At 55.1% G+C, this 14,176-nt stretch carries 13 protein-coding genes; 6 read left to right on the forward strand and 7 right to left on the reverse strand.

The genetic code is table 11. The annotated features are described in order from the left end of the window. The first annotated feature begins 341 nt into the window (after positions 1-341). Positions 342-1,172 (forward strand): hypothetical protein, encoded by an 831-nt coding sequence (locus F0185_RS32465; protein ID WP_167232573.1) that lies wholly within the window; start codon positions 342-344, stop codon positions 1,170-1,172. 313 nt (positions 1,173-1,485) lie between these two features. Here F0185_RS32465 and F0185_RS32470 read toward each other — a convergent pair whose 3' ends face one another. The 4 genes from F0185_RS32470 to F0185_RS32485 form a co-directional block, all read right to left on the reverse strand. Then, positions 1,486-2,268, reverse strand: coding sequence for a S1 family serine peptidase (locus F0185_RS32470; RefSeq protein WP_167232575.1), 783 nt, complete (start codon positions 2,266-2,268; stop codon positions 1,486-1,488). A gap of 181 nt (positions 2,269-2,449) precedes the next feature. Then, positions 2,450-2,890, reverse strand: coding sequence for a hypothetical protein (locus F0185_RS32475; protein WP_167232577.1), 441 nt, complete (start codon positions 2,888-2,890; stop codon positions 2,450-2,452). A gap of 560 nt (positions 2,891-3,450) precedes the next feature. Next, positions 3,451-3,939, reverse strand: coding sequence for a zinc ribbon domain-containing protein (locus F0185_RS32480; protein WP_167232579.1), 489 nt, complete (start codon positions 3,937-3,939; stop codon positions 3,451-3,453). A 96-nt stretch (positions 3,940-4,035) separates the two neighbouring features. Then, positions 4,036-5,442, reverse strand: coding sequence for a tyrosine-type recombinase/integrase (locus F0185_RS32485; RefSeq protein ID WP_167232581.1), 1,407 nt, complete (start codon positions 5,440-5,442; stop codon positions 4,036-4,038). A 498-nt stretch (positions 5,443-5,940) separates the two neighbouring features. Here F0185_RS32485 and F0185_RS32490 point away from each other — a divergent pair, with 498 nt between their 5' ends. The 3 genes from F0185_RS32490 (at position 5,941) to F0185_RS32505 (ending at position 7,431) form a co-directional block, all read left to right on the forward strand. Beyond that, positions 5,941-6,087: a hypothetical protein gene (locus F0185_RS32490; RefSeq protein WP_167232583.1), complete on the forward strand. Its 147-nt coding sequence runs from the start codon at positions 5,941-5,943 to the stop codon at positions 6,085-6,087. Positions 6,088-6,531: 444 nt separating this feature from the next. After that, positions 6,532-7,053 (forward strand): PEP-CTERM sorting domain-containing protein, encoded by a 522-nt coding sequence (locus F0185_RS32500; protein ID WP_167232587.1) that lies wholly within the window; start codon positions 6,532-6,534, stop codon positions 7,051-7,053. 201 nt (positions 7,054-7,254) lie between these two features. After that, positions 7,255-7,431 carry a hypothetical protein gene (locus tag F0185_RS32505; protein WP_167232589.1) on the forward strand — a complete coding sequence of 59 codons (177 nt, stop codon included), beginning with the start codon at positions 7,255-7,257 and terminating at the stop codon, positions 7,429-7,431. Positions 7,432-7,507: 76 nt separating this feature from the next. Here the strand turns inward: F0185_RS32505 and F0185_RS32510 are convergent, their stop codons facing one another. Then, a complete protein-coding gene (locus tag F0185_RS32510) occupies positions 7,508-8,263 on the reverse strand; it encodes a DUF1828 domain-containing protein (RefSeq protein WP_167232591.1) in 756 nt (251 codons plus the stop codon). Positions 8,264-8,422: 159 nt separating this feature from the next. After that, on the reverse strand, positions 8,423-9,031 hold the full coding sequence (locus F0185_RS32515; RefSeq protein ID WP_167232593.1) for an ATP phosphoribosyltransferase regulatory subunit: 609 nt from the start codon (positions 9,029-9,031) through the stop codon (positions 8,423-8,425). 383 nt (positions 9,032-9,414) lie between these two features. Here F0185_RS32515 and F0185_RS32520 point away from each other — a divergent pair, with 383 nt between their 5' ends. Both F0185_RS32520 and F0185_RS32525 read left to right on the forward strand, forming a co-directional pair. Further along, a complete protein-coding gene (locus F0185_RS32520; protein WP_167232595.1) occupies positions 9,415-10,200 on the forward strand; it encodes a hypothetical protein in 786 nt (261 codons plus the stop codon). 97 nt (positions 10,201-10,297) lie between these two features. Then, a complete protein-coding gene (locus F0185_RS32525) occupies positions 10,298-11,074 on the forward strand; it encodes an ADP-ribosylglycohydrolase family protein (protein ID WP_167232597.1) in 777 nt (258 codons plus the stop codon). 183 nt (positions 11,075-11,257) lie between these two features. Here the strand turns inward: F0185_RS32525 and F0185_RS32530 are convergent, their stop codons facing one another. Next, positions 11,258-13,885: a ligand-binding sensor domain-containing protein gene (locus tag F0185_RS32530; protein WP_167232599.1), complete on the reverse strand. Its 2,628-nt coding sequence runs from the start codon at positions 13,883-13,885 to the stop codon at positions 11,258-11,260. Positions 13,886-14,176 lie beyond the last annotated feature (291 nt).

A 14,176-nucleotide genomic window follows, 5' to 3' on the forward strand; every position in this document is an offset into this window, starting at 1 on the left:
CTACTTTGACAGCCTCGGCATGCCTCGGCTCACGTAACCTCAACTTCTTGAACCGCCCGGTGCGGACCCGCATGCCGGGTGGTGTGGGAGGGGACCGGTCAGGTACACTGGTCGCCCCTATCCCGATACCTGGGGCTTCGTGTCCGGCAGGTGTTCGAACTTTCGCAAACTCGACAGCCCGTCTGATCCAATATCAAATCGCTCACTTCGCGCACCCCTGCGCTATCTCCTTACCCTCCGCACTTACGTGTGTTTCCATTCTAGTGACCCTCTTCCGCTAACGCATTGTTTCTGTGTATCAATTCAAGCGGTGGAGTATTTTCCATTGTCAGGAGAAGCAAATGTCTAAATTGTACGTGTCCACAAAAATGCCGGAGCAGGAGAAGACTCGGCGCCTCGAAGATGAGTTGTTCTCTGCCCGGCTGACTATCATCGGTTTGATGCCGGAGCGACAGCGACAAATCCTTGAGAGCTATAGGGATTGCGGAACGCGAACCGACACATATCGTTGGGAGAATAAAATCGCCGAGGAACTAATTGCCACAGCAGAGGTTATCCCTACGTACTTCGGGGACCGTGCTTACTGTCCTCTTTGCGGCCGCGGAAGCTCGTCGGGATATGAGGAAGGTTACAGTTTGCCGGTTGGGTTGACACGCCACTTGACCGGGTGGGGTAGGTCCCACAAGTGTGGAGTGATCGCCGCGGCATTGGCGATCGCACGCGGCTCTTGGGACTTCGCATTTTCCCGGGCCGAGCGGGAACAAGAGGCGGAAAAAGCTGACTTACTGGCTGAGCGAAAATCTTCCGAGATCCTGTACATGGTGGACCCTAACGGCGAGCCCGGTTTGTTTGACGAGAGATTGCATTTCGGCGGGGCTCGAAATACGGATGAGATGAGCAGCGCTGAAATGCGCCTGGCCGAATTGCAGTTCCGAACTTCGACAGTTGGTCGAGTCAGGTCGTATGTCGATGAGCAGGAGAAATACGTGGTGTATGCCGATCCGCGCGTAAAGGGCCGGATTGACTTTGCCGCCTACGTGCGGCCATCGCCGAAGGGTGGGCGGCGCAAATTCAAAGAGTTAGGAAGATTTCAGATGCCCGATTCTTGGAAAAAAAATCTTGCCGCAAAATATCAAAACTGGGTCAAAGCGATAACAACGCAGCTAAAATAGGCGCCTCAAAAAGCATTCCCCTGCAGGACGTTGCATCCGGGCCGGCGACGTCGTGCGTTCCCATCGCGCCACCAACACCATCACAATTTATGCACCTGGTATCCGTCACTAGGCCGCTTCGCACCCGTGCGCCATTTCATTTATCTGTTGCGCAAGCTAACTCCCGACACTTCCGTAGAGAAAAAGCAAAGCGCCCTCGACTTTCTCGAGGGAAACTAGCAAAGTTGTTGCGTCATGCGCTTGGAGACGCTATTCCAGCCGTGTCAGCCATGTCTTTGGTAATGATGATTTGCAGCCTGGCGCCGTAATGACACTATCTAGATGGCGCGTCATTACCAGAAATATCGCGAAGATTTAGACCAGACTTCTCATACTGATCAACAATTTCATTTATTTTTAGAAATGGAATGACGATGGCTATACCCATATTGACATTCGCATAGTTTGCTGCCTGGTTACTGTCCTCTGTTAAGTGATCAACCAAGTTTTCTTTTACGTCGAAATGGCCATGTATCAAACCCAGTAAAAATATGGGATTTCCTCCTTCCGATAACCTAACTTGACCGTCAATTCGACGCGTGTTTCCTAGGTTGAGAAATACGGGTGAACCGCTAAGCCCCCCAATTGATCTCGCTTCAATCAGATAAGCATCAATGTTACCTAACTTGGTTGAGACCTTCTCTTCAGCCAAACTTGCAATATTGCCGATGCGTACGATTGGTGTATTACGATTCGTTCCGTGATGAGGTAGGAAAAGACCAGTTATAAAAACTTCGTCCCCTACTCCGACATTATGCTTTTTAACGATCTCCAAATTTACCCCATCTCGTGCAGTAACGTAGAGATGATCGACATGGGAGCCTAAGCCTGTGGGAAAAATGGCAATATCTATTGTTCTGTCTTCTGCTAAATACCAATAATTTAGTGGAACCTTTTCCCAGAACGCTTCTCCATTAACATCATTGAGGCGCAAGCAAATTTCACTGATTCCCAGACCCCTTATCCCTTCAATAACGTGGCGGGCTGTAACTGCATACGATGCTTGGGGTTTTAAATCGGTAGCAGGAAATTCAAGAAAAAAAACGGAACCGGCCATCCTCATAGATCCATCCGGTTTTTCGTAGCCTACAAAACATACACATTTCAAGTATTCCTGTGGAATTACCATTGTCGACCTCTACGAAAATTTGAGCGATGAAAACAATTTGAGCGGGTAAAATATGCCCAAGCCGAGCTAATTTTTTATACTGCGAAGTGTAGAGGTCGACTTGACCCAGCTAGTAAATGCCTTTCTGAAAAAGAGAGGTATGGTCAGGTGAACTCGGCTTCGCAGCGAGCACATCGTGTCGCGTCGCCGGAGCCCATGTAGCGACACTTCGGATAGATCGCACCGACACTGGCGCGCCTGGCGATGGCGGGACCGTTTCATTTGTCTCGGCCGGCACAACGGATGCGACGGGTAGGGCGGCCGGGGAGGCGGATTTTGGCGCTATGGCTGCGAAGCCGGTAAGAATGGCCCCGACGATCGACAGCACTCCTGCGAAGATCAGGAAATTTTGACGTTGTGCCATCCTGTCTATATTTGCGACTTCCATCGCTGGGGTCGACACGCCGTAGCCATAGTCACGCGCGGGCACATCGACGCTGACGTTCATGTTCAGTGCATATCCCGCCATGACCAAGCCGGCCACCAAAATTAGAATTCCAAATGCTTTCATTGTGCTTCCTGGTAAGTGGCCCAAAACTGTTCGAGCGGGGAAAATGCTTCTCTTGCACTGAATGATACCGGCAAGAAATGCATTGATTCTATTCAAATGTAACCATAGCTTGGAAGTTCAGGTCAAGCGTCGCCCCCACCGTAGACGCAAAAATGCCCAGCACAGGGCCGGGCATTTTTGCGTATCGTTCGCGTGTGATTTGCGTGTGAAAGCACTGACAATTACAGACCACTAAAGACCAGAATCAAGCTCTGCCAATTCTCGAAAATTCCTAATATAATCAGAGTCTTACGTTGTCTTCCGTCGTCTATCAACAACTAAATGAGTGGTGGAGGCGGCGGGAATCGAACCCGCCATTTTTAGCACGTTTTCATAGGAGGCCCGCCTCCCATGTCTCACAGTGTCTCGCCCGCACGAATGCCTGTGCCGATACCTACTAGCCCGAGCCAGGCGACGATGAGGAGTGATCAGGCTGCGCCCGGCGCTCATACCGGCCGGCCACCGCCGCGAGCGCCACGTTGTCGGGAACGGCGTGCAGCTGCGGCTCATCCGGTTTAGCTTTAAATTGCGACACGCGCGTGTTTCAGGTCAAGCAGTGGACCCGTACAGTGTTTATTCCATGCCTTTTTATCGGTGCTCGCTTTGTCTTGTGCGAGCACAGCTATCTCACGGGAAAAACCTCCGAATCCATTCTTGGCACGATATTGCAGGCAGATCACACTGGCGTCATCGTTGGCGCGAATTGCCTCCCACTCGACGGATGAGGGATCCCGGAGGTTGCCTTTGATGGTTTTTGCCAACAGAACAGTCTTCTGAAATGCGCGCTCCTTCTTCGCCGCAGCCGCAATCTCTTCGGGCGTTTTCTGGGCCTCCGCCGCGTTGTGCTTCTGCTGGCCAGAAATATAGCCAATAAACATGAGGGCGAAAAAGCCCCCAACGATCCATGTAGTCTTGGAAGTTCGCTTCTTTGCTGGTGCTCCGCACTTCGGGCACGATTTCGCAGTCGTGCTCATTTCAGAACTGCATTCTTTACATTTAATTAAAGCCATACATCCTTTCTAGTGGTATCTTGGCGTGACGCCTCGTCAACGAATAATACTAAAAAGTAACATGCAAATTCTATTCAAATGTAACGATTGCTAATTTCAAACGCCTGAGCGTAAGTTAGCCAGAGCTAGCGCAATGTGCGCGCCGAGCCTCCCCCAAGCATCCCGCTTTTCATCGGCATAGTCGTGATGCAAGTAATGGCGCCGCACCTTGCTGCCAGGCAGTACGTGGTTCTGGCACCGGTCGATAATGTCGAGCGAGACGCCCAGGCGCTGCATCAGTGTGGCCCCAGTGCGGCGCAGGTCGTGCGGCGTCCATGCACCTGTCTTGCCGGCGCCAAGCACCAGGGTGTCGTCGTGGCGCCGATTCTTCATCGGTGCGCGCGGGCCGCCGTCCTTGGCTTTCTTGAACATTGATTGCCGATCGCCGACCTGTTTGCTGATCGACTTCGAGTCGACATGTCCCCCGTTATTTCGCGCCGGGAAGCACCACTCCGTCTTGCTGGTGACCTTCTGCAACTGGCGGAACTGGTCGAGCGCGAAAGGGGAGAGGTACACCGTCAGATCGGCCAGGTTGTCCTTGACGTTTTCCTTTGGAATGAACCACTCGGCCGCGTCCATGTTGACGTGCTCCCATCTGGCCATGCTCATCTCGCCAACACGGCATAGCGTTGACAGCATGATCCAGATCGCGCGCTGCGTGGTGGCCGCCACCGGCTGCGTTCCGTAGCGCTTGTCCGGCGCCGCATCGTATTCCGCTTGCAGCCTGTCGAACACCGCTTGGAGTTCCGCGATCTCTCCATCGGCCAAGATGCGATCGCGCTCGTTGCTCATGTCGTAGTCGGGCGCGACGATCTTCTCGATCTCGATCAGCTCCATCGGGTTCCCATCGATCAGCAGTTTGCGCCAGGGCTGCCGCTTCTCGGCCCAGGTGAACATCTGCGTCAGGCTGTTCCGGACCATGACGGCCGCCCGGTTCACGCCACGCGCGACCATGACGCGCAGCACACCACGGAGGTCATGCTCCGTCAGGTCCTTGATGGCGATCGGGCCTATCGCCGGCAGCACGTCCGCACCGAACGACCGACGCAGCTCGGCGTTGCCGTCCTTACGGCGCACGCCGTCGAGCAGCCAGGCATCGAACATGTCCTTGACCGTGAGGTTCTCGATGCGTTGCAACTCAAGGGCCGCCAGCCTCGCCGTGGTTTCTTCCTTTCTGTCGTGCCGTTCCAGTTTTTTTTCAGCGGCCGGATTCAACCCGGAAGCTAGCTTGGCCCGCGCGGCATCCCGAGCGGCCCGAATCTCGGCCAAGCTGTCAGTGGGCCAAGTGCCGCAAGAGATGTCCTTCGCCTTGCCTTCATACCGGTAGCGATAGTAGAACGAGACGGCCACCTTGCCATCGGCCTTCACTCGGACGCGACCGAAAAGGTTGCCTTCATCGCGGATGATTGTGCCGGTCTGGTCCGACTGAATTGCCTCAAGGGTGCGCTGGGTGAGCTTCGTCATTTTTCTAAGGGGTAGGAGGATGACGTATTTTACCCCTACATTTACCCCTACAGTTTGATTAGCTCGTGTCGTTTCTAATTGGAACTTCTCGGACAATATAATTCCTAACTAGTTGATTTTGCTATGGTATTTTTCTAAGATATAGACTTGAGCGGACTCTGCTGGACCCTAAAATATTGTCGTTGGGTGCAAGGGGTCGAGTGTTCGAATCACTCCGTCCCGACCAATAAAATCAAAGACTTAGGCCAGCCAGCGTGCTGGCCTTTTTCATGTGCGCCCAGCATGGGCGCACTCCTGTGGGTGAAAGTCCCGCCGCGAGCTGACCACAGTGAGCGAAGTGAAGCGCAACTGCATGAGGGCAACCGAATGTGGAAAGCTAGCACAGCGCGGCTTCGGCCACTGAACAAATAATTTCGCTCAGAGGACAGAATGATCGAATACATCAACAAGCGCCTGATCGAGTGATCGACCTGGTGCAAGCGCCGCGAGGATGGCGGCATGGGGTATCCATCGAAGTCGAACTATTGCGACCTGGTCCCAATTCGTGGTGCTGGTGGCGCCGGACCGATTACCGAAGCGGCGGCAGCATTGGAGATCGAGGCGATCATCATCGCGATCCGCCAAAAAAACGCCGGCGCAGTATGACGTTGCGTTCGGGTTTTACCTGGCGGGCTCCATGACAGTAAAGCGCATTGCGGCCGAGTTGCACTGTAGCGAGGTGACGGTGTACAACAGGCTTCATGCGTTGCACTTGGCGGTGATGGATGCCCTGCATGACCTGGAAATTAGCGCGCAAGACCTTGCTGATGGCTAACGCAAAGTATCCGCCATATCCCTCGATATCTCGGCCGCTGAACGCGTTTCTCTTGATTGATGTTGGCGGATAGATCCGGGCGGAATCGCGTGCGCAGGCGTCACGCCGGAGGCCTTGTCTGCCGTTTCGAAAGCCGCGTGCGCCAAATCCGTCGTCTGTTGCCATCACAACAATTATCTGCATACGACTGTCGCGTGCGGCTGAAAAGGAAAGCTCCATTCTGTAGGTAATCGCGTAAAATGTTATTTCCTTAACAATTTCGACCGGAAACCTAAATGATCCGTCACCTCTTGTGCGCAGCTGCCACCGCGCTTTGTCTCGTTCCCGCCCATGCTGCTGTGAAAACCTATGATTGGAGCTTTACCGGCGGCTTCTTGCAGTACGGCTATCCTAAAGACGCCACCCTCCGGGGTAGCTTCACCGTGAACGACCTGGACGCCAACGGAGCGATCGACAAGTCAGAGCTAGTGTCCCTCGAGTATGCTGGTAGTGACTTTGTTTCGTGCAGCAGCTGCACGATCGACAGCTTTGCATGGACACCTGGCCAGGCGCCGGAGTTCTATATCAATAGCTCGTTTAGCAACGGCTATTCGTCTCGGAGCGAAACGCTGCACACGGGAGATAGCTACAGTTTTTTCTACAATTTTGGTGAAGGTGAGCCGCACTACGGTGGCGGCAACTGGACGCCCGATGTTAAATGGAGCGTCACTGCCGTACCGGAACCGCAGACATGGCTCATGCTGGGGGCGGGCGTGATCGCCATTGGTGCCGCAGCGCGTCGCCGCAAGGCAGTTTGACTCGTAGCCGGGCAGTCTATGCGCCAGTTTCGCCAAACTAGCGGCGGTCGCGCTTGGTCGGGCCGCCCTTGATGGTGCGACTCGGGTCTGTGTCGACGTCGCGCATCACGATGCTGCATTGGTTTTCCTAAAATAAATCTGACGTTTCTAACGCAGGATTGCGAAAGAGGAATTCTGCAACATCCGGTCCAAAAAAGTTTCTTGACGAACAATAGCCCGGCCGCTTCACTGGGCGCGATGAAGGCGGCGACATTGAAACAGGCTGGGTCGTTTTGCTCCGGACAGGGCAAAACCATGCAGGTGACGAAGGAGAGTGATACACCGCGTTCCTTCGGCCAGTTTCCGCAAACGACATTGCATTTCACCTGTGTCATGTGAGGTAATCTCGCGTATTTAAGCAGGGCGCCCGGCAATTAGCTTCGGGGCCGTCGACAGGCGTTAAAGTAGTAGCAAATTAATGCGTCGCGTTCGGAATGATGTGGGCGTTGCGCTGCAAGTGCGTCATCATCATCACGTTACTTAGCGAATCAAGGATAAGACCTTCGGCTTTTGCAGCATCTGCATCTCGACGATCGTCAATGATCAGCAAAATTTTCAGCCTCTCGTTACCGGTGACTGCGCGAATATCCAGTAATTTTTTCGCTGTGGCGCCCACCGTTGCCGGGTGAGTACCGATCGCAATGACCGGGTTCCCGTCAAATTGGAAATCCATCTTGTAGGCATGGCCTGAGATGCCAACATACTCCAGGCCATCATCTACGAGAGCTGGGGATTTCCATGCTCTCAAGCACATGGCAACCTCGTCGAGAAAAAGAGACGCGTCTGTGGCCACGCCGTCCTGATCCCTTTCCCAACTCGACAACGCAAGCATGCTTGAAATGTATTTGGAAAATGCTGACGGCGCGTCCTCATCCTTTGCCAAAATTTCCAATTCGCCCCTGTCGGTCAGCGATACACCGTACGGTTCGGCGAGATGTTTGATGAACCGGGTTTTCCTATGGTCATCCAATAACACCCCTCGTCCGAGCAAGTGCATGATGGCTCCACCATCATCAAAAAAACGGATTCTTCCTGCAGTTTTCTCTACAAACACAGGGATATCATCCCCATCAGGAAATGCGAAAGGCGAGTCGATCATCGCGACGCTGCCGTCATCGTTGAGCGGATGACATGTGAAACCGGTCAAACGGGAAATAGAAGAGCAAATCATCAATCCCCCGTCAGTTGAACCTGTTCTGGGTGAAGCGGCAGAGGCCGAAAGGTGATGTTGGTGCGCTCGCAATAGCGCGCCAACACGTCATCATAGCCCCAACTGGCCCAACTCGTATCGCCTCGCGTTCTTGATACACTCATCAAGAATGGTACAGCTTTACCGAGGACGATTACACAGCATCAGCCGATCAAAACCGATGGCAAACCCAATCCCCTGTCGATACGTGCCGCCGCCGACCACCTGTTTTTGCGCGCCCAGCGCCGGCACGGCGATTTCAAAGCCGTCGGTGGTGTAGTAATCGAGCCCACGCTTGACGGCGCGCGCGAGGACGTATTCTTCGGTCTTGAGCCTGATCATCTTTTCAGCGAGCGCAATCAGTTCATCGCGCGTGTTATCGGAGTCCGGATTTAATACTTCCAGCCCGAACTGAAAGAACTCGCGGTAGCGTCCTTCCTGGGGCCGTTCATAGCGCCAGCAGCGTTCGAAATACCACAGCTTCACATTCTTTTGGCGCGGATAGTATTTGTCCGCGATCAGCTGGACTGTCGCCGTTGCCTCCGGCCGCAGGCACAGCGAGCGGTCTTTCTTGTCCGGGAAGACGTACATCTGCGACAGAATTTCAGGCCCCGCCTTGTCGACGTAGACGCTGGACGGTTCCACCGAGGGCAACACGATTTCTGCAAAACCCGCCGCTTCGGCGATGTCGATCAGTTGATTGAGCAATACGCGGCGGTCCTTTGCTTCTTCGCCGGCGATAATGCGCACGCCCCTGGCCTGCGCTTCAATTTTCAATTCCATGATGATTCCCTATACCTTCAGCAGTGCAGTGCATTACGCTCGTCGCAATCCACTACCGCAAAACAAAAAAGCCCTCGCAGCGGTGCTGGGAGGGCTTTCTCTGTGATAGGGCTTTCAATCACCTAGCAATAGCTCTCCCAGCCGCGGATGCGACGAAGCGTGGTGGTGAGCGGAATGCGTGAGGAATGGGTTCATGAAAACGATCATAAGGCGCAGTTGGCGGCATGTCAACAGCTTGTTCGGCCGGACTCCTCGCCGACTCATCGGAGAGATGAGTTTTTATCACGAAAATCCCGTGCGCGCATATAATCCCCTGGTCCAGAATCAGCTCCCGATAATGAAAGAGAAAAATGAAAAAAGCAGTGGCAATCTTGATGATGGCGGCGATGTTTGCAGGTTGCGCCGCTTCCAGTTTCAGGACCGCGCGCGAGAACGCAAATCAGGTCAAAAATGGCATGACCGTACAGGAAGCGGAAACGATCCTCGGCATGCCCGCCACCGATAAAGGCGTCAATAAGGTGAAATGGCACCGGGGGAATGCCAAGCGCTACGACGCTACGCCTACCGGTTCGGTCGAGTACAACCTGGAAAACGGAATCATCGTCGGCGTTCCCGACGGCGGCATATTCGGCCCGGTGGCGCGCCAGGCTTATGTCCAGAAGCTGGCTGCAGAGGAAGCGGCCCGCCGTGCGGAAAGGCAAGCCAATGCGGCGGAAAGAGCGGCGAAGGCGGCTGCGTCCGCCAAGGCGGAAGCGGTGCGGCAGGAGCGGGAAGAGGCGCAAGCGAAGGAAGAGACGGTCGCGCTCCTGGCCGCCCGCGAACAGGCCAATATCATCTGTCGCGACAAAACAAGCTGCGCGAAAATGTTCTCGCTGGCGCAGATCTTTGTTACCCAGAATGCCAATCAGAAGATTCAGGTGGCGACAGATACCGTCATCCAGACCTACAATCCCACCGAAAAAGGCAATATCGCGGCATCGATTATCAAGATGCCCGGCAGTGGGTCGAATGAGAAAATCACCCTCACCTTGAGCTGTAAAAGTGAAGGCGAGGCAGTTGCGAAAATATGCAGGACGGAGCAGACACGCATCTATAAGGAATTCCGGCCTTTTATCGAGAAAAATCTGGTCAGATGAGCCCCTGGCGGCGCCGTGACGCCGGCTTGAAAACGCCCGGCCACTGCATGACAGCAGGTCCGAATGCCGTACCGTTTCTTTGCTGCAGGAGAACTATATGTTAGGAACCATTGTCGGGGACATTTACGGCTCCGTCTACGAAAAATCATGCACGCCGACGCGCACCTTGCCCGCGCTGACAGCGGCGCACCGCTTCACCGACGACACCATTATCACCCTGGCGGTCGCCGAGCATTTGCTGGAGGGAACCCCACTGAAGGAGGCCTTCCGACACTGGGTGGCCCATTATCCTAACGCCGGCTACGGCAAGCTGTTCGCCGCGTGGGCGCTGGGTGCGTCCTCCGAGGAACTGGTGAGCTGGGGTAATGGCGCCTTGATGCGCTTGGGGCCGGTTGCGGCGCTGGCGCCGGACCTGGCGCACGCGCGCCGCATGGCCGCTGACATCACGCGTTCGACCCACGGCCATCCGAGCGCAATGCAGGCGGCCGATGCCTACGTGCAATTGCACTGGGCGGCGCTGCACGGTGCCAGCAAGGACGAGCTGCTGGCATCGTGGCAAGCGGGCGGCGGCAGTGTGCACGGGGTCGAGGCGCACCACGCATCCGGTTCGCCGATGCGGGTGCGTGCCGACGATACCCTGGAGGATGTGATGAGCTGCCTGGCGGAAAGCGGCGACATCGATTCCTTGCTGGCCGCGTGCCTGTATCACGGCGGCGACAGCGACACCATCGCCGCGACCGCCTGCGTGCTCGGTGAGGCGCTGTGGGGTGTGCCGCCGGTGCGGGTGGCTGCGATCTCGCCGTTCCTCGACGAGCGCGTTGCGGCGGCGCTCGCGCAACTGAGCGACGCCATCGGCAAGCTCAAGCGCTCGTAAGACAGGGGAAACGCCCCACAACGGGGCAGGCGCGTCCGGTACCGCGCCACACACGGTGGCGCGCCCGGTTCGGTTCAATGATGCTGGCACTGGATCAGGCTCGTCGTCGTTACCCTTCCCAATCCATGCTTGATGCAATGCCTTTGATTGTCCCGCGCGCCAATACGCGCGGGACAAGGGGCATTATTGAAGTGCCGGGTTGAACTTCATGACTTTCGCACCGTTGATAAAGTAGATATCGCCATTGGCATCGACTCTCAGCATCCCCGATTCGCCCTTGCGGACCAGTTCGATACTCTCGGGCTTGCCGATGTTCACGCGATACACGTTCGTCCCGAAGGTATCGTTGGCGGAAAAATACACATACCCGTTTGATTCGACCATGCTGCCCGCATTCCATGCAACTGGCCAGGCGGCGTAGGAGAAATGTGGGTCAATGCGCAGCTTGTTCACGACTGTTTGTGTGTCATGGTCGTAAATGACGATGGTGTCTTCAGCTAACACCCAGATGTGCCGGTTTACCGTCAACAGCGCTGTAATTGCCTTTTTCGTCCAATTTTCTTCGTTAACAATATCCCCGGTAAAATCTACTTTCGTTACCGCAAAAGTTTCGAAGGGATCAAACGTGAACAGCTTGGCAAAGCCCGGGCTCGGCGTCTCGTCTTTCTCGCGCCAGACGGACGTTCCGCCGTACACGACATTGTCGATCCTGGTGAGCGCCAAAATGGTTTGCCCGGTAAACGGCTCCTTCACGACTTTCCAAGGGTCGCGCTCGCCAACCGAGTACACCGCGAGGGCACCTTGTTCGAGCTTCTTCGGGACGGTTGCAATCACTAGCCGGTCCAGTTCGCTCGTACTCTTTGCTGGCAGGGAAAGCATGGCAAACGGACGGTTTTGGCCGTATTTTGTGCCGAGCGTGTCGTCGTTTTTCATCACGACCTTCCCCAGTCCATCTGGCGTCAGTTCATAGGATTTAAGTACTGCGTCTTGGTACCCGCCGATATACAGATGGTTGCCGAGTATCGCCATTCCTTCAGCCTGAAGGGGTTCTTTTACCAGCACTGGCGGATTGCCTTTCCCGTCACTGATGCCAAGGTCGCCATTGACATAGCCCGACGAGTACGTCGTTCCATTACGCACCACGAACGTGCGGATCTCCGACGCTGTCGTCGGTGCCTCGAACTCAATCGGGTCTAAAGTTTTTTTACTAATGGAATTGTGGAGATCCGCCAGATTGAACCGTTCGATCTTGCCCTTTCCTCCCGCGGTTTCACGCAGAACCGAAAACAGCTGGGTCGGCGCTAAAGCTGGCGTAGACGCGAAGGCGGCCGCTGGCCCCATCTGAATGAGCAGATCGGTCTCGATGCCCTTATCGAAGCAGTAAGAGGAGAGGTGGGTTCCCTTCTTGAGGCCGGTGTCACCGAGATTCTTTGTGTAAAACACGGCATGTTTACAAATCGCGCTTTTATCATCCGTGGAAAGGGGACTCATGCCGATCGAATTGATGCCCGCCACCGTACTATTGCCGATTTTGCGGCCATCACGGTCCAGTACCACTGTCTGGTTGAAGTCCGTGCCGGTGAGGCGAACAAACAAGCGGTCCTTGACGAAGTCCGTATAGTAGGCATATTCATGATTCGCATCGACACTATCGAGCAGGTTGTTGGTCGTGCGGGTCCCATCCAACGTACTTTTATGCAATCTGGAGTTGACGCCCATGCCCCAATATACCGCGCCAGGGGTCGTGTTCGCGCCGGGATCGATGGCGAGCGAGCGTACCTGATAGCCGACCTGTGTAGCGGCATTCGCAGTGGGCAAGGGGAGCATGGTTAACTTTTCTGGATTCGAACAATATTTGAATCCGCCGGTGGTCGTCCCATCTGGCTCAAGACCTCCATAGATGCAATTGTCGGCCCCGGCTTTGAGGGACCAGATTGTCCGCGATCCGCTCTTTTCTTTTTTGAATTCCATTAACTCTACCGGATCAGCGTTCTTGGCGGAGTCATATTCATATTTGTAGAGCTTGCCGGATGCCGTACCAAAGTAGGCGGCGCCATCGCCGCCGACGATGAGGCTCCAGATGTCCACGTTGTGATCCCACGTCGTTTTTGTTACTATTTCTGCCTTGCCATTCTCGACGCTGTAGTGGAAGAATTTTGCCGGATTGCCATTGGCAGCGACGTAAAGTGCATTTTTCTTGCTATCAAATGCTGCTGCGGAGACCCGGGCGAGAGACACCTGCGGACCCCTGTCCTCGAAAACAATTTTGCTCAAGACCACATTATCGACATGCGCGGTCACCTTACCGGTCGATTTACCGCGAACCACAACCATGGTTGCCACGGTGCCGGCTGGCGCGATCGCCGATACCTTGACGTTACCCCATGTGTCGGCAGGACCCGTCGCGTTGGACCACGTCGTTGTACCGATGGGCACGTTGCCGTCGCCGTAAAAAACGATTCCTAGCGACACATTATCCGGCTCTGTCACAGACGAACGCTTCACCATCGCCGACGCGGTAACGAACTCGCCTGGCGAGACATTTTTTTTCCCCTCGCTGCTAGCCGTCACCGTCGCATTGTCGATCTTGAGTTCAAGACATTTGGTTGCGCCACAGGCGGTTGGGCCGCTGGACCCGGATGTCCCCTTTCCGACTATGACCCAGGGCTTGGTCTCGACATCGAAGGTGCCGTTGCTCAAGCCGAGGTTGCTGGCGGCATACGCGAGCGGCATGCCGAGAAGGAAGGTGAGTGGAGCGAACGCGACGGCGCGAAGCTTGGGTAGACGGGATGCAATGGATTGGCGCTTCATGGGGCTTTCTTGGCAGGTGAGGAGCGGCAGGTCGCGTCCGCGATATGCGCGCTGGTGGCTGAGGTTGCAATTTTGGCACAATTGAATGATCAGCTCGCCTTACATGTCGAAAACGTGATTTAAATGCAACTCGGGTTAGCGCACACCCTTGACAAGCGCTTCAGTTTCTTGATTTTTGAGCAAGCCGACGATAGCGGCCAGCATGTGCGGGCGGCCCTTGTCCATGCGAGCGCTCAGGGGACGCGACCGGGCGTGCCGATCGCCGATCCGCAGACAATGCGCCGGCACCCG

Origin of the sequence: Massilia rubra, from assembly GCF_011682065.1 — a bacterium.
Taxonomy (GTDB): domain Bacteria; phylum Pseudomonadota; class Gammaproteobacteria; order Burkholderiales; family Burkholderiaceae_D; genus Telluria_A; species Telluria_A rubra.